We start from the raw sequence: 22205 nt of genomic DNA, 5'->3' as shown, positions 1-22205 counted from the left end.
CATGCTACTGGCGCTGGCGCAATGGCTGCAGAATGACGCAAGCTTCTTGCGCGTGTTCAGTTATCTGACGTTCCGTGCGGTGATGGCCACCATCACCGCGATGGCGATCGGGCTTTTCCTCGGCCCCTGGGTGATCCGCAAGCTCACCGCAATGAAGGTCGGCCAGGCCGTGCGTACGGACGGCCCGCAAACTCACCTCGTGAAGTCCGGCACGCCCACCATGGGCGGCGTGCTCATTCTGCTGGGCATCGCGGTTTCGACCTTGCTGTGGGGCGATCTCACGAACCGCTTCATCTGGATCGTGATGCTCGTCACGTTCGGCTTCGGCGCGATCGGTTGGGTCGACGACTATCGCAAGGTCGTCTACAAGGACCCGCGCGGCATGTCTTCGCGCGAAAAGTACTTCTGGCAGTCGGTGATCGGTTTGTTCGCCGCGGTATACCTCGCGTTCAGCGTGTCCGAAGCGAGCAACGTGCGCGTGTTCGATCTCTTCATGGCGTGGGTGCGCAGCGGCCTGTCGATGGGGCTTCCCGCGCGCGCCGACCTGCTGCTGCCGTTCCTCAAGTCGATCAGCTATCCGCTCGGCGTGTGGGGCTTCATCGCGCTCACGTATTTCGTGATCGTCGGCGCGAGCAACGCCGTGAACCTCACCGACGGCCTCGACGGTCTCGTCATCATGCCCGTCGTGCTGGTCGGTGCGTCGCTTGGCGTGTTCGCGTATGTGATGGGCAGCTCGGTCTATTCGAAGTATCTGCTGTTTCCGCACATTGCCGGCGCCGGCGAACTGCTCATCTTCTGTTCGGCGATGGGCGGGGCAGGGCTCGCGTTCCTCTGGTTCAACACATATCCGGCGCAGGTGTTCATGGGCGACGTGGGCGCGCTCGCGCTCGGCGGCGCGCTCGGAACCATTGCGGTGATCGTGCGTCAGGAGATCGTGCTCTTCATCATGGGCGGCATCTTCGTCGCGGAGACGCTCTCCGTGATGCTCCAGGTCACCTGGTTCAAGTACACGAAAAAGCGTTACGGCGAAGGGCGCCGCATCTTCAAGATGGCGCCGCTGCATCACCATTTCGAGCTGTCTGGCTGGAAAGAGACGCAGGTTGTCGTGCGTTTCTGGGTCATCACGCTGATGCTGTGTCTGATCGGTCTGTCCACGCTCAAGCTGCGTTGAGCCTTTAAACAAGCAAGGGAAGCAAGCGATGTTTGGCGAGAAGTTTCGGGATCGGCAAAAGCCGATGGTGCTCGTGCTGGGACTCGGGGAATCGGGTCTCGCGATGGCGCGCTGGTGCGCGCGGCATGGTTGCCGCCTGCGCATTGCCGACACGCGCGAAGCGCCGCCGAACTTGCCGGAACTCGCCGCGCGCGGCATCGACGCCGATTTCACGGGCGGCCCGTTCACGACCGCGCTGCTCGACGGCGTAGAACTCGTGGCGATCAGCCCGGGTCTCTCGCCGCTCGCCGAGGATCTTGTGCCGCTGATCGCGGCGGCGCGCGAGCGCGGCATCGAAGTGTGGGGCGAACTCGAACTCTTCGCTCAGGCGCTGCGTCATCTCGGCGAGAGCGGCTACGCACCGAAGGTGCTGGCGATCACAGGTACGAACGGCAAGACCACCACGACGAGCCTCACCGGCATGCTCTGCGAGCGTGCGGGCAAGCGCGTGGCGGTGGCAGGCAACATCAGCCCGGCCATGCTCGACAAGCTCGCCGAAGCCATCGACAACACCGCGCTGCCCGATGTCTGGGTGCTCGAGCTGTCGAGCTTCCAGCTGGAGACGGCGCATACGTTCGAGCCGGACGCCGCAGCGGTCCTCAACATCACGCAGGACCACCTCGACTGGCACGGCGGGCTCGACGCCTACGCTGCCGCGAAGGGCCGCATCTTCGGGCCGCGTACGACGCGTGTGCTGAACCGCGACGACGCGCGCGTCATGTCGCTCGCGAACGTGAAGGCGAGTGGCGACGCGAAGGTCGTGACCTTCGGCCTGAACGAGCCCGAGAGCGACGGCGACCTGGGTCTGCTGCGCGAGAACGGCATGCAGTGGCTCGTGCAGGCTCACGATCTCGACCCGGCTGACGTGCCTCTGTCCCCGCGTCGCCGCAAGCAGCAGGAAGCGGCGCCGGTGAATCTCGGCATGAAGCGTCTCATGCCCGCCGACGCTCTGCGCATTCGCGGCCTGCACAACGCGGCGAACGCGCTCGCGGCGTTCGCGCTCACGCGCGCGATCGACCTCGCGCCCGCGCCGCTGCTCCATGGCCTGCGCGAATATCGCGGCGAGCCGCACCGCGTGGAGCTAATCGCTTCGATCGACGGCATCGACTACGTAGACGACAGCAAGGGCACGAACGTGGGCGCGACGGTTGCGGCGCTCGACGGCCTCGCGCAGCGCGCGGTGCTGATCGCCGGCGGCGACGGCAAGGGCCAGGACTTCGGTCCGCTCGCGGCGCCGGTTGCGCGCTGGTGCCGCGCCGTGATGCTGATCGGCCGCGACGCGCCGAAGATCCGAGCGGCGCTCGAAGAAACGGGCATCGCAATGAGCGACCACGCGACGCTCGAAGAAGCCACGCGCGCGGCCACGGCGCTTGCGCAACCCGGCGACGTCGTGCTGCTCTCGCCTGCGTGCGCAAGCTTCGACATGTTCAAGGGCTACGCCCATCGCGCAGCTGTGTTCCATGACACGGTGGAAGAAATCGCCGCAGAACGGGGGACGATGATATGAGCTGGTCCGAGCGATTCGGTGCGCGCCTCTCGCGCGAAGGCGGCCAGGCCGGCGGTTCGTCGGGCGGCGGCGCGCGTTCGGGCGGCCTTGCGAGCGTCGTCAACGGCGTGCGTCCCGGCCGCTCGCGCATGCTCGACTACGATCACTCGCTGCTTTGGGCCGTGATCGCGCTGCTCGGCCTTGGCGTCGTGATGGTCTACTCGGCCTCGATCGCCATGCCCGATTCGCCCAAGTACGCCTCGTACCGCGACTGGGCGTTTCTCGTGCGCCACATCGTTTCGCTCGCGATCGCCACGGTCGCGGCGCTCATCGCGTTCCGCATTCCCGTTTCCACATGGGACCGCTACGCGCCGAAGCTCTTTCTCATCGCGCTCGCCATGCTGGTGGTCGTGCTGATTCCGCACATCGGCAAGGGCGTCAATGGCGCGCGGCGCTGGATTCCGCTCGGCGTCACGAATATGCAGCCGTCGGAAATCATGAAGCTCGCCGTGACGATCTACGCGGCGAACTACACGGTGCGCAAGCAGGAGTACATGCATAGCTTCGCGAAGGGCTTCTTGCCTATGGCATTTGCCGTGGGCGTGGTCGGCGCGCTGCTGCTGCTCGAGCCCGACATGGGTGCGTTCATGGTGATCGCTGCGATTGCCATGGGCGTGCTGTTCCTCGGCGGCGTGAACGGCAAGCTGTTCGGCGGCCTCGTGGCCACGGCGGTGGGCACCTTCACGCTGCTCGTGTGGGCGTCGCCGTGGCGCCGCGAGCGGATCTTCGCGTACCTCGATCCGTGGGACGACCGCTACGCGCAGGGCAAGGCGTACCAGCTCACGCACTCGCTGATCGCGTTCGGCCGCGGCGAATGGTTCGGCGTGGGTCTCGGCGGCAGCGTCGAGAAGCTCAACTATCTGCCGGAAGCGCACACCGACTTCATTCTCGCCGTGATCGGCGAGGAACTCGGCTTTGTCGGCGTGCTCGTCGTGATCCTGCTGTTCTACTGGATCGTGCGCCGCGCGTTCGAGATCGGCCGCCAGGCGCTCGCGCTCGACCGCACGTTCGCGGGCCTCGTCGCCAAAGGTCTTGGCGTGTGGTTCGGCGCGCAAGCCTTCATCAATATGGGCGTGAATCTGGGACTGTTGCCGACCAAGGGGCTGACGCTGCCGCTCGTGAGCTACGGTGGCTCGGGCATCTTGCTGAACTGCGTCGCAGTGGCGTTGCTGCTGCGTGTCGATTATGAAAATCGTGTGCTGATGCGTGGGGGGAAGGTATGACCCCCATGCAACAGCGCACGATTTCGGCGAAGGCGCGCAGCGCCGCAGCCAAAGCGTATTTTTCGTCATTCATGTTGATGCGTGGAGGCAAAGTATGACCGCAGCAACGCGCACGCTCATGGTGATGGCCGGTGGCACCGGGGGACACGTGTTCCCGGGTCTCGCCGTCGCGCATCGCATGGAGCAGTGGGGCTGGCGCGTGGTGTGGCTCGGCAATCCCGCAGGCATGGAAGCGACGCTCGTGCCCAAGCACGGCATCACGATGGAATACGTGCGCTTTGGCGGCGTGCGCGGCAAGGGCATCAAGACCAAGCTGATGTTGCCGCTGAACCTGCTGCGCGCGTGCATGCAAAGCCTCGCGGCGTTGCGCCGCGTGAAGCCCGATGTCGTGCTCGGCATGGGCGGCTACATCACGTTCCCGGCCGGCGTGATGAGCGCGCTTTCGGGCCGTCCGCTCGTGCTGCATGAACAGAATTCGATTGCCGGTCTCGCGAACAAGGTGCTCGCGAAGCTGGCCAAGCGTGTGCTCGTGGCGTTTCCGGGCGCGCTCCCGAACGCCGAGTGGACGGGCAACCCGATTCGCGAGGCACTTGAACACGTCGACGCCCCGGCGGCGCGCTATGCGGCGCGCAGCGGTCCGCTGCGCGTGCTCGTGGTGGGCGGCAGTCTCGGCGCCACGGCGCTCAACGAAGTGGTGCCGCGCGCACTGTCGCTGCTCGCGCCTGAAGAGCGCCCGCACATCGTGCATCAGGCGGGCGCGAAGCACATCGACGCCTTGCGTCAAAACTATCTCGACGCCGGACTCGAACTGAATGACACGGTGCAGCTCGTGCCGTTCATCGACGACATGGCGAGCGCGTACCGGAACGCGGACCTCGTGGTCTGCCGTTCGGGCGCAATGACGGTGGCCGAGATCGCGGCAGTGGGCGTGGCGGCATGCTTCGTGCCGTTCCCCTACGCCGTGGACGACCACCAGACCACCAACGCCGCGTTCCTTGCCGACAAGGACGCAGCGCTCGTGGTGCAACAGCGCGACCTGACGGCGGAAGGACTCGCCGACTGGTTGCGGCATCAGACCAGAATATCGCTGGCGGAAATGGCCGGGCGCGCCCGCGCGCTCGCGAAACCCGACGCCGCCGATCAGGTCGCGCGCATCTGCGCGGCCGTGGCGGGCGTAAGTGCGGGAGGAAAGCAATGAAACACATCGTCAAACATATCCATTTCGTCGGCATCGGCGGCGCGGGCATGAGCGGCATCGCCGAAGTGCTCGTCAATCTCGGCTATCAGGTAAGCGGCTCGGACCTCGCGAAGAACGCGGTCACCGATCGACTCGCCGCGCTCGGCGCGCGCATCGCGATCGGCCATGCCGAAGAGAACATCGAAGGCGCCAATGCCGTGGTCGTTTCGACCGCGGTGCGCAGCGACAACCCCGAAGTGCTCGCGGCGCGCCATCGCCGCATTCCCATCGTGCCGCGCGCCGTGATGCTTGCGGAACTGATGCGCCTGAAGCAGGGCATCGCGATTGCGGGCACCCACGGCAAGACCACCACGACTTCGCTCGTGGCGAGCGTGCTGGCGGCGGGCGGGCTCGACCCGACCTTCGTGATCGGCGGGCGGCTCATCAGCGCGGGCGCGAACGCGCGTCTCGGCACGGGCGACTTCATCGTGGCGGAAGCCGATGAATCCGATGCGTCGTTCCTGAACCTCTTCCCGGTGATCGAAGTCATTACGAACATCGACGCCGATCACATGGACACCTACGGGCACGACTTCGCGCGCCTGAAGCAGGCGTTCATCGAATTCACGCACCGCCTGCCGTTCTATGGCATTGCCGTGCTGTGCGTGGACGATCCGAACGTGAAGGAGATTCTGCCGTTCGTCTCGAAGCCGATCATCCGTTACGGCTTCGCGTCCGACGCGCAGGTACGCGCGGTGAACGTTGTCGCGCGCGACGGCAAGATGTACTTCACGGTGATGCGCGAAGACGCGCCGTCGCTCGACATCGTGCTGAACCTGCCGGGCACGCATAACGTGCAGAACGCGCTGGCCGCGATTGCGATCGCGACCGAGCTCGAAGTGAAGGACGCCGACATTCAACGCGCGCTCGCGGAATTCAACGGCGTGGGCCGTCGTTTTCAGCGCTATGGCGAGATCCCCGTCAACGGCGGCGGCGCCTGGACGTTGATCGACGACTATGGCCATCACCCGGTGGAAATGGCGGCGACCATAGCAGCGGCGCGCGGCGCGTTTCCCGACCGGCGTCTCGTGCTGGCGTTCCAGCCGCACCGCTATACGCGCACGCGCGACTGTTTCGAAGACTTCGTGCGCGTGCTCTCGACCGTCGACGCGCTCGTGCTGACCGATGTCTATGCGGCCGGCGAAGCGCCGATCGTCGCAGCGGATGGCCGCGCGCTCGCACGCGCGATTCGTGTGGCGGGCAAGGTCGAGCCGGTATTCGTCGAGACCGTGGATGAAGTGCCGGAGGCGCTCGCGGCAGTCGTGCGCGACGGCGACGTGGTGATTACGATGGGCGCGGGTTCGATCGGCGGTGTGCCGGGCCGGATCGCAGCTCAGGAACAGAAGGCGTGAGTGACATGAGCAGTATCGATCCCAATTTCGATCCGAAGCAATTTGGCAAGGTAGCCGTGCTGTTCGGCGGCGTGTCCGCCGAGCGCGAGGTGTCGCTCAAGTCGGGCACGCTGGTGCTGCAGGCGCTGCAGAGCGCCGGCATCGACGCGCATCCGTTCGATCCGTCCGTGCGTCCGCTTTCGGCGTTGAAAGAAGAAGGCTTCGTGCGCGCGTTCAACGCGCTGCATGGCGGCTATGGCGAGAACGGGCAGATCCAGGGCGCGCTCGACTTCTACGGCATCCGCTATACGGGCACGGGCGTGCTCGGCTCGGCGCTCGGGCTCGACAAGTTCCGCAGCAAGCTCGTGTGGCAGCAGCTCGGCATTCCCACGCCGCCGTTCGAAGCGGTGCTGCGCGGCGACGACTACGCAGCGCGCGCGCCGCAGATCGTCGCGAAGCTCGGCCTGCCGCTCTTCGTGAAGCCCGCGAGCGAAGGCTCGAGCGTGGCCGTGATCAAGGTGAAGGCCGAAGCCGAACTCGTGCCGGCGCTCGAAGAAGCCGCGAAGTTCGACAAGATCGTGCTGGTGGAAAAGAGCATCGAAGGCGGTGGCGAGTACACCGCGTGCATCGCGGGCGACCTCGATCTGCCGATCATCAAGATCGTGCCGGCGGGCGAGTTCTACGACTACGACGCGAAGTACATCCTCGACACGACGCAGTATCTGATTCCCTGTGGCGTTGCGCCCGAGAAGGAAGCGGAACTGAAGAAGCTCGCGCGCCGCGCGTTCGACGTGCTCGGCTGCACCGACTGGGGCCGCGCCGATTTCATGATGGACGGCGCAGGCAACGCGTATTTCCTCGAAGTGAACACGGCGCCCGGCATGACCGATCACTCGCTGCCGCCGAAGGCCGCGCGCTCGGTGGGCATCGAATATCGCGACCTCGTGGTGCGCGTGCTTGCGCTGACGCTGAAAGATTGAACCCCTAAATAATCGCTGACCGACGAATTGCCGAACCCGTATTAACCCGACAATCTCGAAATGTGGAATAACGTACGCCAGCTCAACCTTGCCGCCAACGCGTTGCACGCGCTGCTTGCGCTCGCGCTTCTGGCGGCTGGCTGCTACTGGCTCGTGCAGCGACCGAACTTCGCGCTGCGAGAGATCCGCATCGAGGGCGACACCGAGCACATCAATTCGCCCACCGTGCGCGCAAGCGTCGTTGGCCGGCTGAAGGGCAACTTTTTCACAGTCGATCTCGATGCGGCGCGCGCCGCGTTCGAACAGATGCCGTGGGTGCGCCACGCGAGCGTGCGCCGCGTGTGGCCCAACGCGCTGGCTGTCACGCTCGAGGAGTACAAACCGCTGGGCACGTGGGGCAGCGATCAGCTCGTGAGCACAGACGGTGAGCTGTTCACGGCGAACCAGGGCGAGCTCGACGAAGAACTGCCCGCGTTCGATGGCCCCGACGGTACCGCGCCCGAAGTGGTCGCGCGCTACCGGGATCTCGAGAAGTGGTTCGCGCCAATCGGGCTCACGCCCGATGAGGTGACGCTCTCGGCGCGCTACGCGTGGACGGTGAAGCTCTCGAACGGCATGCAGCTGGAGCTGGGCCGCGAGCGCAACGCCGACACATTGAGCGAGCGTTCGCACCGCCTCATCGCGGCATGGACGGCAGTCACGCAACGTTGGGGCAAAGAGATCGAATACGCGGACTTGCGTTATCCGAATGGGTTTGCGATAAGAGCGGCCGGCATGCGCTTCATCAGTGACACGCCCGCTCCGGGCAAGAAGTAACAAGACATCACACGCAACGAGCACGATATGAGTAAAGACTATAAGGATCTGCTGGTCAGCCTCGACATCGGGACGTCGAAGGTGGTGGCCGTCGTCGCCGAACTAAAGGGCGAAGGCCACTACGAAGTGATCGGTCTCGGCCAGAGCGAATCGAAAGGTCTCAAGAAGGGCGTGGTGGTGAACATCGAGGCCACTGTGCAGTCTATCCAGCGAGCGCTCGAAGAAGCGGAACTCATGGCCGACTGCAAGATCACTAACGTATTCACCGGCATTGCGGGCAGCCACATTCGCAGCTTCAACTCGAGCGGCATGGTCGCCATCAAGGAGAAGGAAGTCACGCAGGCCGATGTCGCGCGCGTGATCGAAACGGCGAAGGCGATCAACATCCCGACCGATCAGCAGGTGCTGCATATCCTCACGCAGGAATTCATCATCGACGGCCAGGAAGATGTGCGCGAGCCGATCGGCATGAGCGGCATCCGTCTGGAAGTGAAGGTGCATATCGTGACGGGCGCGGTGAGCGCGGCACAGAACATCGTGAAGTGCGTGCGCCGCTGCGGGCTTGAAGTGAACGACCTCATTCTGCAGCCGCTCGCGTCGTCGCTGGCGGTGCTGACCGAGGACGAGAAGGAACTGGGCGTGGTGCTCGTCGATGTCGGCGGCGGCACGACCGACATCGCGATCTTCAGCGAAGGTGCGATTCGCCACACCGCGGTGATCCCGATCGCGGGTGACCAGGTGACGAGCGACATCGCCATGGCGCTGCGCACGCCCACGCCCGACGCGGAAGACATCAAGGTGAGCTACGGCATCGCGAAGCAGGCGCTCGCCGATCCGGACGAGATGATCGAAGTGCCGGGTCTTGGCGAGCGCGGTCCGCGCACGCTGTCGCGCCAGGCGCTCGCCGCCGTGATCGAGCCGCGCGTGGAAGAGCTGTTTTCGCTCGTGCAGCAGGTGGTGCGCGAGTCGGGCTACGAAGAACTGCTGAGCTCGGGCGTCGTGCTCACGGGCGGCGCCGCGATGATGCCGGGCATGGTGGAGCTTGGCGAGGACATTTTCCTGAAGCCGGTGCGCATTGGCGTGCCGGAATACGCGGGCGGTCTGGCCGACGTAGTGCGCAATCCGCGCTACTCGACGGCAATGGGCTTGCTCGTCGAAGGCCGCTCGCAGCGCATGCGCGGGCGCAAGGTTGCAGTGCAGTCGGGGTCGATGGGTCAGGTCTTCTCACGCATGAAGGACTGGTTCCTCGGCAACTTCTAAAAGCAGGCGCAGGACAGAAGGCGAAGTACAAGCTTCGAAAAATCGCGCTGGTGACGGCGGCTAGCGCGCAGTGGAAGGTTGCCCGATCTTCCACTGGATAACGGCCGAGGAGCGGAATCTTTTTCTTGACGGAGGCAACATGGAATTCCAGATGCTGGAAACGGAAACCAACGGCACCATCATCAAGGTGGTAGGCGTTGGTGGTGCTGGCGGCAATGCCGTGCAGCACATGATCAACCGCGGCGTGCAAGGCGTCGATTTCATCGTGATGAACACGGACGCACAGGCGCTCTCGCGCTCGCGTGCATCGGCTGTGATTCAGCTCGGCAACACGGGCCTCGGCGCCGGTGCAAAGCCGGAGATGGGTCGCGCGGCCGCTGAAGAAGCCCGTGAGCGCATCGCCGACGCACTGCGCGGCGCGCACATGGTCTTCATCACCGCCGGCATGGGCGGTGGCACCGGCACGGGCGCAGCTCCGGTCGTCGCTCAAATCGCCAAGGAAATGGGCATTCTCACCGTTGGCGTGGTGAGCAAGCCGTTCGAGTTCGAAGGCGGCAAGCGTATGCGCGTGGCGGAAGCCGGCTCGCAGCAACTGGAGGATCACGTCGACTCGCTGATCGTCGTCCTGAACGACAAGCTGTTCGACGTGATGGGCGATGACGCCGAGATGGACAAGTGCTTCCAGTGCGCGGACGACGTTCTGAACAACGCAGTTGCCGGTATCGCCGAAATCATCAACGTCGACGGTCTCGTGAACGTCGACTTTGAAGACGTGAAGACGGTGATGGGCGAGCAAGGCAAGGCGATGATGGGCACGGCGACGGTTGCCGGCGTCGATCGCGCACGCCTCGCGGCGGAACAGGCCGTGGCGAGCCCGCTGCTCGAAGGCGTCGATCTGTCGGGCGCGCGCGGCGTGCTGGTCAACATCACGTCGAGCCGTTCGCTGCGTCTGTCGGAAACTCGCGAAGTGATGAACACCATCAAGAGCTACGCGGCAGAAGACGCAACGGTGATCTTCGGTGCGGTGTACGACGACGCGATGGGCGACGCGCTGCGCGTGACGGTGGTGGCAACGGGCCTTGGCCGCGCTGCGAAGAAGCAGCAAGCCGCGCCGATGCAACTGCTGCGCACGGGCACGGACAATCAGCCGATCCCGGCTGCGGCAGGTGCGTACGCACCGCAGCACAGCGGCCACGGCAACACGGCCGACTACGGCGCGCTCGACACGCCGGCTGTGTGGCGCACGTCGCGCGACACCGCGGCTTCGCACGTGCAGGCGCTGCAGGAAAAGGGCGTCGACACGTACGATATCCCGGCGTTCCTGCGCAAGCAGGCGGACTGACGCGAGCCAATCTGACTGCGGCAGGGCACGCGTTGCCCTCGCCCGCAGACAGATAGTGCGCGGCGGTGCAATGAAGGCGAGCAAGACCAGCAAGGCCGCATCCGCGAGGATGCGCGGCAGGGACGGTTGCCCGCCACGCGTTGAGCGTGGGGGACAGGCGCGGTGTCGCCGGGCGAACCTGTGTAACCTTGGAGTACATCGTTGCCCAACATTGCAATCTGTAAGCGCATGAGGCTTGAACAAGCTTGAACATCGTTGCGAAGGACGAGTCATGATCAAACAGGGTGAAACGCTGCCCGAAGCGACCCTCTTCGAGTTCGTCGAAGACGCACGCGAGGGTTGCACGCTGGGGCCTAACAGCTTCGACGTGCGAAAGGAAGCGGCGGGCAAGCGCGTGGTGATCTTCGGATTGCCTGGCGCATTCACGCCTACGTGCTCTGCGAAGCACGTGCCGGGTTACGTCGAACACTTTGACGCGCTGCGCGCGGCCGGTGTCGACGAGATCTGGTGCGTGTCCGTCAACGACGCGTTCGTCATGGGCGCGTGGGGACGCGATCAGCGTACCTCGGGCAAGGTACGCATGATGGCCGACGGCAGCGCAGCGTTGACTCGTGCACTCGGACTGGAGCAGGATTTGTCGGCGCGTGGCATGGGAATCCGCTCCCAGCGCTATGCGATGGTGGTCGACGACGGCGTGGTCAAGACGCTGCACCTCGAAGCACCCGGCAAGTTCGAAGTGAGCGATGCTGCGAGCATACTTGTCACGTTGACCCGCCCATGAGCGCGTTTGCGGGCGCTGCGTTGCCCTGATGCAACGCGCACCTGCGGCGCAAATGTGACAGGCGGTTACGTGAGCCCAGCGGGCCGATCACCCCGGGAACGCCTCCGTTCCGGGCATCGGCCCGCGGTCCATCCCTGGTGGGTAATACAGGGAAACAGTTTGTCACGCCGGTGAAAACAACGGACTCGGTGCAACTGGAGTATAATTCGTGCTATGAGTTAAAAAATCCCGATTGGGATTTTCAATGAGCAAGAAGACCATGTTGAAGCAGCGAACCATCAAATCAATCGTGAAGACAGTCGGCATCGGCCTGCACTCGGGCCGCAAGGTCGACCTGACGCTCCGTCCGGCGGCGCCGAACACGGGCATCGTGTTTTCGCGCGTGGATTTGCCGACGCCGGTTGACATCCCCACATCGGCGATGGCGATCGGCGACACTCGCCTCGCCTCGGTGCTGCAGAAAGACGGCGCACGTGTCTCGACGATCGAGCACCTGATGTCCGCCTGCGCAGGCCTTGGCATCGACAACCTCTATGTGGATGTGACCGCCGAAGAAATTCCGATCATGGACGGCAGCGCGGCTTCGTTCGTGTTCCTGATCCAGTCGGCGGGTATTGAGGAGCAGAACGCTCCGAAGAAGTTCATCAAGGTCAAGAAGCCGGTGGAGATCCGCGACGGCGACAAGTTCGCACGCCTCGAGCCTTACTTCGGCTTCAAGCTCAAGTTCACGATTGACTTCCGCCACCCGGCCGTCGACAAGACGGGGCAGGCGCTCGAAGTGGACTTCGCGAATACCTCGTACGTGCGCGAAATCGCGCGCGCCCGCACGTTCGGCTTCGCGCATGAAGTCGAGATGATGCGCGAGCTGGGCCTCGCGCGCGGCGGCAGCATGGACAACGCGATCGTGCTGGACGAGTACCGCATCCTGAACAACGACGGCCTGCGCTACGACGACGAGTTCGTGAAGCACAAGATGCTCGACGCGATCGGCGACCTTTACGTGGTCGGCCATCCGCTGCTGGCGGCATACGACGCGTACAAGTCGGGCCACGGCCTGAACAACGCGTTGCTGCGCGAGCTGCTCGCGAATGAGGACGCCTACGAGATCGTCACGTTCGACGATCCGCAAAAGGCGCCGCGCGGCTTCGGTTACGAGGCGCAGACGGCATTCGCCTGAGTTTCAGGCGCGTTTTGCCAGTAAAAAGGGCAGCTTCAAGCTGCCCTTTTTCTTTTTGTGCGCTTTGCAGTGCAGTGCCGTGAGCGCAGTTTCGTAAGATTTGCGCCCGCCGGATTAGCGCTTTTTCGTGTGGCGCGCCGCCATCTTCGCGAGGGCCGCTTGCAGCGGCGACGCTTCGAGCGTTTCGCTGAGCGCCTGGAGCGCTGCTGCGCCAGCCGGTGACATGCGCGCCTGCTTGGGCGGAGCGGGATCTTTCACGGCTTGCGGGCGCACACGGATGCGCACGGTGTTCAACGCCCAGCCGCGCGCCTGCAGGTCGGCCACGAGCCGCGGCTCCAGATGCCGCAGCCGCGCCGCGAGCGCATTGTGCGCAGTGAAAAGGGCCAGCGTGCCGTCCTTGATGAAGCCGGGTTCCACGCTCGCCGCGAGATAGTCGGGCAGCAAGGCGTTCAGGTCGCGCTGGATCGCCGCGATCTGCTCGACGCCGGCGCGCAGCGGCGCGAACGCGTCCGTGCGGCTCAGCACTTCGGCGAGCGGCTGCGGGGCGCGTGGTGCCCTGGACCTTGAAAACGGCGAGAAACGGCTCATGTGGCGTAAGGATGGGAGAGCGCAAGCGGCGTCTCGTTGCCTGCGATGCTGTCATTGTAGCCTGCGCATCGCTCATTCAAGCGCCTTCAGGCCATTCGGCCAGGGCCGCATCGCGGCCCTTCGCCGCACGGCGGGAAGGCCGTCCGTGCGGGCATCGCACGCGCCAGAGCCGTCTTCGCGCTGACACAGGCGGGTGAGAGGGCGCGTGCTAAAATGCCCGATTCGAATCCACCAATTTTGGGCTAAAGCCGCCGAGGTCCCTCCGGTCCGGATGCGTAGTGCCGACGTCGGTAGACGTTGCACGACCCGCTGAACCCACCCTCAGGAATCCCGGCCGAAGCCGCGACGCAGACACCGATCCGATGACCACCGGTTTCTTACAGAAAATCTTTGGCAGCCGCAATCAGCGCCTGATCAAGCAATATCAGAAGACGGTCGTGGCGATCAACGCGCTCGAACCGAAGATCGAGCAGTACACCGACGAGCAACTGCGCGCGAAGACGGTCGAGTTCCGCGAGCGCGTGGCCAAAGGCACCTCGCTCGACGAACTGCTGCCCGAGGCGTTCGCCGTTTGCCGCGAGGCGAGCAAGCGCGTGCTGAAGATGCGCCACTTCGACGTGCAGCTGATCGGCGGCATGGTGCTGCATTACGGCAAGATCGCTGAAATGCGCACCGGCGAAGGCAAGACGCTCGTCGCCACGCTGCCCGTGTATCTGAATGCGCTGTCGGGCCGCGGCGTCCACGTGGTGACGGTGAACGACTACCTCGCCCAGCGCGACGCCGAATGGATGGCGCGCCTCTACAACTTCCTCGGTCTCTCGGTCGGCATCAACCTGTCGCAGATGGACCACGCGACGAAGCAGGAAGCTTACGCGGCGGACATCACCTACGGCACGAACAACGAGTTCGGCTTCGACTACCTGCGCGACAACATGGTCTACGAGACCGAGGCGCGCGTGCAGCGCGCGCTGAACTTCGCCGTGGTCGACGAGGTGGACTCGATCCTGATCGACGAAGCGCGTACGCCGCTCATCATCTCGGGCCAGGCCGAAGACCACACCGAACTCTACGTGCGCATGAACGCACTGCCGCCGCTGCTCGAGCAGCAGATCGGCGAAGAGAAGGCCGACGGCACGGGCGTGGAAAAGCCGGGCGACTACACGCTCGACGAAAAGGCGCGTCAGGTCTTCCTGACCGAATCGGGCCACGAGAAGGCCGAGCGCATGCTCGCCGAGTGGGGCCTGATCGGCCAGGGCGAAAGCCTCTATGCGCCGCAGAACATCACGCTGATGCACCACGTGTACGCCGCGCTGCGCGCCCACACGCTGTTCCACAAGGACCAGCACTACGTGGTGCAGAACGGCGAAGTCATCATCGTCGACGAATTCACCGGCCGTCTCATGGCCGGCCGCCGCTGGTCGGACGGTTTGCACCAGGCCGTGGAAGCGAAGGAGCACGTGAAGATCCAGAGCGAGAACCAGACGCTCGCCTCGATCACGTTCCAGAACTACTTCCGCATGTACGCGAAGCTTTCGGGCATGACGGGTACGGCCGATACCGAAGCGTACGAATTCAACGAGATCTACGGCCTCGAAACGGTCGTGATCCCGACGAACCGCACGCCCAAGCGGATCGACAAGCAGGACCAGATCTACAAGACGGCGAAGGAGCGCTACGACGCCGTGATTCGCGACATCCGCGACTGCTACGAGCGTGGCCAGCCGGTGCTGGTCGGCACGACGTCGATCGAAAACTCCGAACTGCTTTCGAACCTGCTGACCAAGGCCGCTCTGCCGCACGAAGTGCTCAACGCGAAGCAGCACGCGCGTGAAGCCGCGATCGTTGCTGAAGCCGGCCGTCCGCAGCGCGTGACCATCGCCACCAACATGGCGGGCCGCGGTACCGACATCGTGCTCGGCGGCAACGTCGAGAAGCAGTCGGCGTTCATCGAAGCCGACGATGCCATTCCCGCCGACGAAAAGGCGCGCCGCATCCAGCAACTGAACGACGAGTGGCAGACGCTGCACGATCAGGTGAAGGCCGCTGGCGGCCTGCACATCATCGGCACCGAGCGTCACGAGTCGCGCCGGATCGACAACCAGCTGCGAGGCCGTGCGGGCCGTCAGGGCGACCCGGGTTCGTCGCGCTTCTATCTCTCGCTCGAAGACCCGCTGCTGCGCATTTTCGCGGGCGACCGCGTGCGCGCGATCATGGACCGCCTGAAGATGCCGGAAGGTGAGGCGATCGAGGCGGGCATCGTCACGCGCTCGATCGAGTCGGCTCAGCGCAAGGTCGAAGCGCGCAACTTCGACATCCGCAAGCAGCTGCTCGAATACGACGACGTGTCGAACGACCAGCGCAAGGTGATCTACCAGCAGCGCAACGAACTGCTCGAAGCGCATGACATCACCGAAACGATCGGCGCGATGCGTCATGGCGTGATCACCGACATCGTGCGCCAGTTCGTGCCGCACGGCAGTATCGAAGAGCAGTGGGACGTGCCCGAGCTCGAAGAAGTGCTGCGCAACGAATGGCAGCTCGACCTCGCGATCCAGGAGATGATCAACGAGTCGTCGTCGATCGACGCCGATGAAATTCTCGAAGCGGTGCAGGCCGCCGGCGACGAAGCGTACGAGCAGAAGGTCGGGCTCGTGGGCCGCGAATCGTTCAGCGCGTTCGAGCGCTCGGTCATGCTGCAAACGCTGGACCGCAGCTGGCGCGAACACCTCGCGGCGCTCGACCATCTGCGTCAAGGCATCCATCTGCGCGGCTATGCGCAGAAGAACCCGAAGCAGGAGTACAAGCGCGAGGCGTTCGAACTGTTCGCCGCCATGCTCGAAGCCGTGAAGCTCGAAGTCACGCGTATCGTGATGAACGTGCAGATCCAGTCGCCGGAGCAGCTCGAACAGGCGGCCGAGCAGATCGAAGAGCAGGGCCATCACGTCGAGAACGTCGAGTTCCGCCATGCCGAATTCGCCGAAGCCGACACAGCATCGGCTCCCGCGGGTGCCGCACCGGTGGCCGCGGACGCCGCCGCCGCCATGGTGGGCGCGGCCATGAGCCACACGCCGCCGGTGGGCGGCGAGCTGCCCAAGGTGGGCCGCAACGATCCGTGCCCGTGCGGCAGCGGCAAGAAGTACAAGCAGTGTCACGGCAAGATCGCGTGACGCAGGCTTAATAGATTCCGGTGGCCCGCTCCTTCTGGCGGGCCTTGCGTTTTGAATCCCGATGCCGGCCAGGCTCCAGCGCCTTGGCCGGCATCGCCTTTTCGACAGGTCGCCACCATGGCTGTCAATTTCCCCTCGATTGATCCCGCTCAACTTCATCCGGTCGCCGGCGTGACGCTCGGCTGGGCGGAAGCCAATATCCGCAAGCCCAATCGCAAGGACGTGCTGGTGATTTCCGTCGACGAAGGCGCGAGCGTGGCTGGCGTGTTCACGCTGAACCGCTTCTGCGCCGCGCCGGTGACGGTGTGCCGCGAGCATCTCGCGAAGGTGCGCGCAGGCGGCAAGGGTATCCGCGCGCTGGTGGTGAACACCGGCAACGCGAACGCCGGCACTGGCGAGCCGGGCATGAAGCATGCGCGCGAGACCTGCGATGAACTCGCGCGCCTCGCGGGCCTCGAGTCCTCGCAGGTGCTGCCGTTCTCGACGGGCGTGATTCTCGAGCCCCTGCCCATCGACCGTCTGAAGGCGGGCCTGCCCGCCGCGCTGGAGAACCGCAAGGCCGCAAACTGGTACGACGCCGCGCAGGCGATCATGACGACCGACACGCTGCCGAAGGCCGTGTCGCGCCAGGTCGTGATCGACGGCCACACGATCACGTTCACGGGCATCAGCAAGGGCGCAGGCATGATCAAGCCGAACATGGCGACCATGCTCGGCTTCCTCGCCTTCGACGCGAACGTCGCGCAGCCTGTGCTCGACGAGCTCGTGAAGTACGTGGCCGACCGCTCGTTCAACTGCGTCACGATCGACGGCGATACCTCGACCAACGACTCGTTCATCATGATCGCCTCGGGCAAGTCGAGCCTGCCCGCGATCACGTCGACGGACGCGCCCGCCTACGCCGCGCTGCGCGACGCCGTGACGGCCGTCGCCCAGGAACTCTCGCAACTGATCGTGCGCGACGGCGAAGGCGCGACCAAGTTCATGACCGTGCAGGTGGAAGGCGGCAAGGACGTGGCCGAGTGCCGTCAGATCGCCTACGCAATCGGCCACTCGCCGCTCGTGAAGACGGCGTTTTACGCCTCGGACCCGAACCTCGGCCGTATCCTCGCCGCGATCGGCTACGCGGGCGTGACGGACCTCGACGTCGACAAGATCGACCTCTATCTCGACGACGTGCTCGTCGCCAAGGCGGGCGGCCGTAACCCGGCGTACCGCGAAGAGGACGGCCAGCGCGTCATGAAGAAGAGCGAGATCCTGATCCGCGTGCTGCTCGGCCGTGGCGATGCGCAGGCCACGATCTGGACCTGCGACCTCTCGCACGACTACGTGAGCATCAACGCCGACTATCGTTCATAACTGCGGTTCCTAACTGCTGCTCCTGATTCACGCCTCTATCACATGGACAAGCTCGAACAGTTTCTGACCCGCGCCGAAGCGCTGCTCGGCCGCCTCGAAGCCGTGCTGCCGCCGTCGGCACCCGATGTCGACTGGAACGCGGCTGTTGCGTTTCGCTGGCGCAAGCGCCAGGGCCGCGGCTTCCTGCAGCCGGTGCCCGCGATCTCGCTGATCTCGCTCGACGACCTGCAGAACATCGACCGACAGAAAGATCTGATCGACCGCAACACGCGCCAGTTCGTGCAGAAGAAGCCTGCGAACAACGTGCTGCTGACCGGTGCGCGCGGCACCGGCAAGTCGTCGCTGATCAAGGCCTGCCTGAACGCGTACGCGAGGGACGGCCTGCGCCTGATCGAAGTCGATAAGGACGATCTGCATGACCTCGGCGATATCGTCGATCTGATCTCGACGCGCCCCGAGCGCTTCATCGTGTTCTGCGACGACCTCTCGTTCGAGGAAGGCGAATCGGGCTACAAGGCGCTGAAGGTGGCGCTGGACGGCTCGGTGGCCGCCCAGTCGGACAACGTGCTCATTTACGCGACCTCGAACCGCCGCCATCTGCTGCCCGAGTACATGAGCGACAACGAGACGTACAAGCACATGCCCGACGGCGAGATTCATCCGGGCGAAGTGGTGGAAGAGAAGATTTCGCTCTCCGAGCGCTTTGGCCTCTGGGTGAGCTTCTATCCGTTCAAGCAGGACGACTACCTGACGATCGTCGGCCACTGGCTGCGCCATTTCGGCTGCGGCGACGCCGAAGTCGAATCGGCGCGCGGCGACGCGCTCGTCTGGGCGCTGGAGCGCGGCTCGCGTTCGGGCCGCGTGGCATGGCAGTTCGCACGCGACTGGTCGGGCAAGAAGGCGCAAGAGGCATGAGCGCCGAAGGCAACGCCGCAAAGGACGCGTCCGCAAATGCACGCCCCGTGACGGAAGTCGCGGTGGGCGTGCTGGTGCAGCCCAATGGCCGCTATCTGCTCGCGCAGCGCCCCGAAGGCAAGCCGTACGCAGGCTACTGGGAGTTCCCGGGCGGCAAGCTGGAAGCGGGCGAGACGGTCGAAGCCGCGCTTGCGCGCGAACTGCACGAGGAACTGGGCATCGACGTGAAGGCGTGCCACCTGTGGCACACGCTCGAGCACGATTACCCGCACGCCTATGTGCGGCTCTTCTTCTGCAAGGTGACGGAGTGGACTGGCGAGCCGCATGGCCGCGAAGGTCAGGCGTTTGTCTGGCAGTCGTTGCCGGCGAGCGTCGAGCCGCTCTTGCCTGCGACGATTCCCGTGCTGGAGTGGCTGGCCGCCGAGTAACACGTTCCGGGCCGCTACGATGCAAAAGGCCGCTGTGCGAGATGCAGCGGCCTTTTTCGTTTGGTGCGCGCGTCGCTTCGCTTATTGACGCGTATCCGTGGGCGGCGCGTCTTCAGGCGGCGTTTCGTCGTCGGCGCCGCCGATGCGGTACTTTTCGGCCGCCCATGCGCCGAGATCCATCTGCTTGCAGCGCTCGGAGCAGAAAGGCCGGAAGCGGTTTTCCGGTACCCAGCGGACTTCCTTGCCGCAGGTCGGACATTTGACGACAGTGGTCATGCGATAGAACTTGGGTTGCGTTGTGTCTGGCGTGGCGAGGCGTTCGGCTTCACAGGCTGATTCACAGGCTGCAGAGCGTGAGCTGGAACGGCACGTCCTGATCGACGGCGCGCGGACGCAGATCGCCATCCTGCACGGTGAAGCGCACCCACAGCATGTACTTGTTGGCGCTCGCTTCGGGAATCATGCGCAGCTCCGGCGCCACGCGCACTTGCATGAGCTGATACGCACGGCCCGACAGCATTTGCTGATAGCTGCCCTGCATGGCCATCACTTTCGACGCCTGGCCCGACTCGCGCGCAAGGCGCAGCACGATGGCGGCGGCGTCGCGCAGCGGCAGCAGCGGCGTGACCCACTTCGCGATGTCCTGGCGGCGTTGATCGGGATGCAGCTGCTGCCACGCGTAATACGACGGCAGATCGAACTTGCAGGTGCCGCCGGGAATGATCGCGCGGCTGCGGATGCTCGTGAGCCACTCGTTGTCCATCAAATGCTGGCCCGTTTTGCCTTGCATCTGCGTGAGGCCGGCCAGCGTTTGCTCGATTTCGCCCAGCACGGTTTCGAGCGCATTCTGCTCGATGCCGGGATTGCCGCGGAACGGCGCGAGCGTTTGGCGCTGCCGCTCGAGTTCCTTCATGAGATCCGACTTCAGGTCGGCACGGCCTGCGACTTCGGCGATTTCGAAGAGCGTCGTGAGCGCGACGTGATGTTCCCTCGGATCCTCCTGGGTCAGGAAAAACGTGAAGCGCTCGAACAGGTCTTCGAGGCGCAGCAGCGTTCGGATTCGCTCGTTGAAGGGATACTCGTAAAGAATCAAGCGCGCTCGCCTCGGGCGTGGTAGGTGACGGATTGCAGGACATTCTAATGCCGTGGGACTACGGTCGCAATCGCGCCGGCTCGGCCCTTTGCCGATATGTCCCGCTAATTTGCCCTGAGCATTGTCCCGCGATGCGTTTCGACTGGCGTGGCGAGCGTGAGTTTCCTGCACGCAGGTGGCGCGCTTTAAGTTTGACTGGCCTTTGCGGCAGCGAGCTTGAGATACGTCTGATGCAATGCGTCGACGTCCTGGGCGAGTGTTTCGAGCGTGGCCCCGTTGTCGTTCACCACCACGTTGTCGGCGGCCGCGAGGCGTGCCTCGCGCGTGGCTTGCCGCGCGATGATCGCGAGCACCTGCTCGCGCGTAAAGCCATTGCGGCGCATGACACGGGAGACTTGGGTTTCCACGCTGCAATCGACGGTAAGCACGCGATCGACACGTGTCTTCCAGGTGCCCGACTCCACGAGCAAAGGCACGACCACGATCACGTAAGGGCCGCTCGCCTCTCGCGTTTCGCGTTCTGTCTCGGAGCGGATCAGCGGGTGCGTGATGGCCTCGAGCCGCTTGCGCGCGGCTTCGTCGCCGAATACGAGTGTGCGCATGCGCGCGCGGTCCATCGAGCCGTCCGGCGCGACGAATTCAGCCCCGAATTCAGCGGCGATCTGCGCCATCGCGACGCCATGCGGCGCGGTAATGCGATGCGCGATGAGATCGGTGTCGACGATCGTCACGCCGCGCGCGGCAAAGCAATCCGCAACGGTGGACTTGCCGCTGCCGATGCCACCTGTCAATCCGACCGCGAACATTTGATCAGTTCCCCCACGCAAATACGCTATACAGCGGTGTGCCTGCAAACAATGTGATGAGCGCGCCTGCGGCCAGATACGGGCCGAACGGCAGCGGCTCCTCGTAGCGCATGCGTCCCGTCAACGTAGCGATGATGCCGACGAGCGCGCCGGCTACGGCTGCGATCACGACGATTTGCGGCAGCGCGCTCCAGCCGAGCCAGGCGCCGAGCGCGGCGAGCAGTTTGAAGTCACCGTGGCCCATGCCTTCTACGCCACGCAACAGCTTGAAGACCCAATAGACGCACCAGAGCGCCAGATAGCCCGCGACCGCGCCAATCACAGCTTCGCGCAGTGTGACGAAGGTGCCCGCAAAGTTGACCAGCAGCCCGGCCCACAACAGCGGCTGCGTGATCTCGTCGTGCAGCATCTGGTGTTCGAGGTCGATGGCGCTCGCCGCGATGAGCGCGGCGCACAGCACGAAGGCGGCGAGCGCCTTGCCCGTGGGCCCGAAGGCGAGCAACGCGCCGGCTGCGCAAGCCGCGCTCGCGATTTCGATGACCGGATAGCGCAAGCTCACGCGCGCATGACAGTGCGAGCAGCGCCCGCGCAGCGCGACCCAGCTGATCACGGGAATGTTTTCCCAGGCGCGCAAGACGTGGCCGCAGTGCGGGCACGCGCTGCGCGGGAGCCAGAGGTTGTAGCGCGCGGGCAGCCCGTCTTCTTCGAAGAGCGGGCCGGGTGTGCCGGTGGCTTCCGCCACATCGGCGCGCCACGCGCGCTCCAGCATGATCGGCAGCCGGTGCACGACTACGTTGAGAAAGCTGCCGATGACGAGCCCGAATGCGATGGTGAAGCCCATGAGCACGCCGGAGGGCAGGCCGGCGAGAGCGGCGGCGAGCGGCGTTGCGGTGTCGGGCGCGGAAAGAAGTTGGACGGGCATGGGACGGAACCGGAGTCTGGCAGC

Annotated in this window: 20 protein-coding genes; 15 read left to right on the top strand and 5 right to left on the bottom strand. The window is 64.8% G+C overall.

Annotation, left to right across the window (positions count from 1 at the left end):
* Position 1 precedes the first annotated feature (1 nt).
* From mraY to lpxC, 11 genes are all read left to right on the top strand, one after another.
* Positions 2 to 1171 (top strand): phospho-N-acetylmuramoyl-pentapeptide-transferase, encoded by a 1170-nt coding sequence (gene mraY / locus U5A52_RS37080; RefSeq protein ID WP_028207787.1) that lies wholly within the window; start codon positions 2 to 4, stop codon positions 1169 to 1171.
* A gap of 28 nt (positions 1172 to 1199) precedes the next feature.
* Positions 1200 to 2717 carry a UDP-N-acetylmuramoyl-L-alanine--D-glutamate ligase gene (gene murD / locus U5A52_RS37075; RefSeq protein WP_321939021.1) on the top strand — a complete coding sequence of 506 codons (1518 nt, stop codon included), beginning with the start codon at positions 1200 to 1202 and terminating at the stop codon, positions 2715 to 2717.
* Positions 2714 to 3979 (top strand): putative lipid II flippase FtsW, encoded by a 1266-nt coding sequence (gene ftsW / locus U5A52_RS37070; RefSeq protein ID WP_233882959.1) that lies wholly within the window; start codon positions 2714 to 2716, stop codon positions 3977 to 3979. Before murD ends, ftsW begins: the two co-directional genes overlap by 4 nt.
* Positions 3980 to 4073: 94 nt before the next feature.
* Complete coding sequence (gene murG / locus U5A52_RS37065) at positions 4074 to 5177, top strand: undecaprenyldiphospho-muramoylpentapeptide beta-N-acetylglucosaminyltransferase (protein ID WP_321916786.1); 1104 nt, start codon at positions 4074 to 4076, stop codon at positions 5175 to 5177.
* Complete coding sequence (murC, locus tag U5A52_RS37060) at positions 5174 to 6568, top strand: UDP-N-acetylmuramate--L-alanine ligase (RefSeq protein ID WP_321916785.1); 1395 nt, start codon at positions 5174 to 5176, stop codon at positions 6566 to 6568. The genes murG and murC overlap by 4 nt, the downstream gene beginning before the upstream one ends.
* Positions 6569 to 6573: 5 nt before the next feature.
* Positions 6574 to 7527 (top strand): D-alanine--D-alanine ligase, encoded by a 954-nt coding sequence (locus tag U5A52_RS37055; protein ID WP_321916783.1) that lies wholly within the window; start codon positions 6574 to 6576, stop codon positions 7525 to 7527.
* 60 nt (positions 7528 to 7587) lie between these two features.
* Complete coding sequence (locus tag U5A52_RS37050) at positions 7588 to 8343, top strand: cell division protein FtsQ/DivIB (RefSeq protein ID WP_321916781.1); 756 nt, start codon at positions 7588 to 7590, stop codon at positions 8341 to 8343.
* 27 nt (positions 8344 to 8370) lie between these two features.
* Positions 8371 to 9603, top strand: coding sequence for a cell division protein FtsA (ftsA, locus tag U5A52_RS37045; protein WP_042270315.1), 1233 nt, complete (start codon positions 8371 to 8373; stop codon positions 9601 to 9603).
* A 139-nt stretch (positions 9604 to 9742) separates the two neighbouring features.
* Positions 9743 to 10945 (top strand): cell division protein FtsZ, encoded by a 1203-nt coding sequence (gene ftsZ, locus U5A52_RS37040; RefSeq protein WP_321916780.1) that lies wholly within the window; start codon positions 9743 to 9745, stop codon positions 10943 to 10945.
* A gap of 271 nt (positions 10946 to 11216) precedes the next feature.
* Complete coding sequence (locus tag U5A52_RS37035) at positions 11217 to 11726, top strand: peroxiredoxin (RefSeq protein ID WP_321916778.1); 510 nt, start codon at positions 11217 to 11219, stop codon at positions 11724 to 11726.
* Between the two features lie 259 nt (positions 11727 to 11985).
* Complete coding sequence (lpxC, locus tag U5A52_RS37030; protein ID WP_321939033.1) at positions 11986 to 12903, top strand: UDP-3-O-acyl-N-acetylglucosamine deacetylase; 918 nt, start codon at positions 11986 to 11988, stop codon at positions 12901 to 12903.
* 114 nt (positions 12904 to 13017) lie between these two features.
* On the opposite strand, the gene U5A52_RS37025 is transcribed toward lpxC, so the two are convergent.
* Positions 13018 to 13491, bottom strand: a complete 474-nt coding sequence (locus tag U5A52_RS37025; RefSeq protein ID WP_321916776.1) for a DciA family protein — start codon at positions 13489 to 13491, stop codon at positions 13018 to 13020.
* A gap of 362 nt (positions 13492 to 13853) precedes the next feature.
* On the opposite strand from U5A52_RS37025, the gene secA reads away from it, so the two are divergent.
* The 4 genes from secA to mutT all read left to right on the top strand — a co-directional run bounded on the left by secA (position 13854) and on the right by mutT (position 19360).
* On the top strand, positions 13854 to 16658 hold the full coding sequence (secA, locus tag U5A52_RS37020) for a preprotein translocase subunit SecA (RefSeq protein ID WP_321916775.1): 2805 nt from the start codon (positions 13854 to 13856) through the stop codon (positions 16656 to 16658).
* A gap of 117 nt (positions 16659 to 16775) precedes the next feature.
* Complete coding sequence (argJ, locus tag U5A52_RS37015) at positions 16776 to 18017, top strand: bifunctional glutamate N-acetyltransferase/amino-acid acetyltransferase ArgJ (RefSeq protein ID WP_321939019.1); 1242 nt, start codon at positions 16776 to 16778, stop codon at positions 18015 to 18017.
* Between the two features lie 42 nt (positions 18018 to 18059).
* On the top strand, positions 18060 to 18932 hold the full coding sequence (locus tag U5A52_RS37010) for an ATP-binding protein (protein WP_321939017.1): 873 nt from the start codon (positions 18060 to 18062) through the stop codon (positions 18930 to 18932).
* The gene (gene mutT, locus U5A52_RS37005; protein WP_321939015.1) at positions 18929 to 19360 is read left to right on the top strand and encodes an 8-oxo-dGTP diphosphatase MutT; all 432 of its coding nucleotides are present in this window, start codon (positions 18929 to 18931) and stop codon (positions 19358 to 19360) included. Before U5A52_RS37010 ends, mutT begins: the two co-directional genes overlap by 4 nt.
* 81 nt (positions 19361 to 19441) lie before the next feature.
* On the opposite strand, the gene U5A52_RS37000 is transcribed toward mutT, so the two are convergent.
* The 4 genes from U5A52_RS37000 to U5A52_RS36985 all read right to left on the bottom strand — a co-directional run bounded on the left by U5A52_RS37000 (position 19442) and on the right by U5A52_RS36985 (position 22181).
* Positions 19442 to 19636 carry a DNA gyrase inhibitor YacG gene (locus tag U5A52_RS37000; RefSeq protein WP_028207803.1) on the bottom strand — a complete coding sequence of 65 codons (195 nt, stop codon included), beginning with the start codon at positions 19634 to 19636 and terminating at the stop codon, positions 19442 to 19444.
* A gap of 61 nt (positions 19637 to 19697) precedes the next feature.
* Positions 19698 to 20453, bottom strand: a complete 756-nt coding sequence (zapD, locus tag U5A52_RS36995) for a cell division protein ZapD (protein WP_028207804.1) — start codon at positions 20451 to 20453, stop codon at positions 19698 to 19700.
* Positions 20454 to 20638: 185 nt separating this feature from the next.
* Positions 20639 to 21259: a dephospho-CoA kinase gene (gene coaE / locus U5A52_RS36990; RefSeq protein ID WP_321939014.1), complete on the bottom strand. Its 621-nt coding sequence runs from the start codon at positions 21257 to 21259 to the stop codon at positions 20639 to 20641.
* A 4-nt stretch (positions 21260 to 21263) separates the two neighbouring features.
* Complete coding sequence (locus U5A52_RS36985; protein ID WP_321939013.1) at positions 21264 to 22181, bottom strand: A24 family peptidase; 918 nt, start codon at positions 22179 to 22181, stop codon at positions 21264 to 21266.
* Positions 22182 to 22205: the final 24 nt, after the last annotated feature.

It is taken from the genome of Paraburkholderia sp. J8-2 (genome assembly GCF_905220195.1).
Lineage (GTDB): Bacteria > Pseudomonadota > Gammaproteobacteria > Burkholderiales > Burkholderiaceae > Paraburkholderia.
This window is presented reverse-complemented; position numbering and strand designations above follow the sequence as displayed.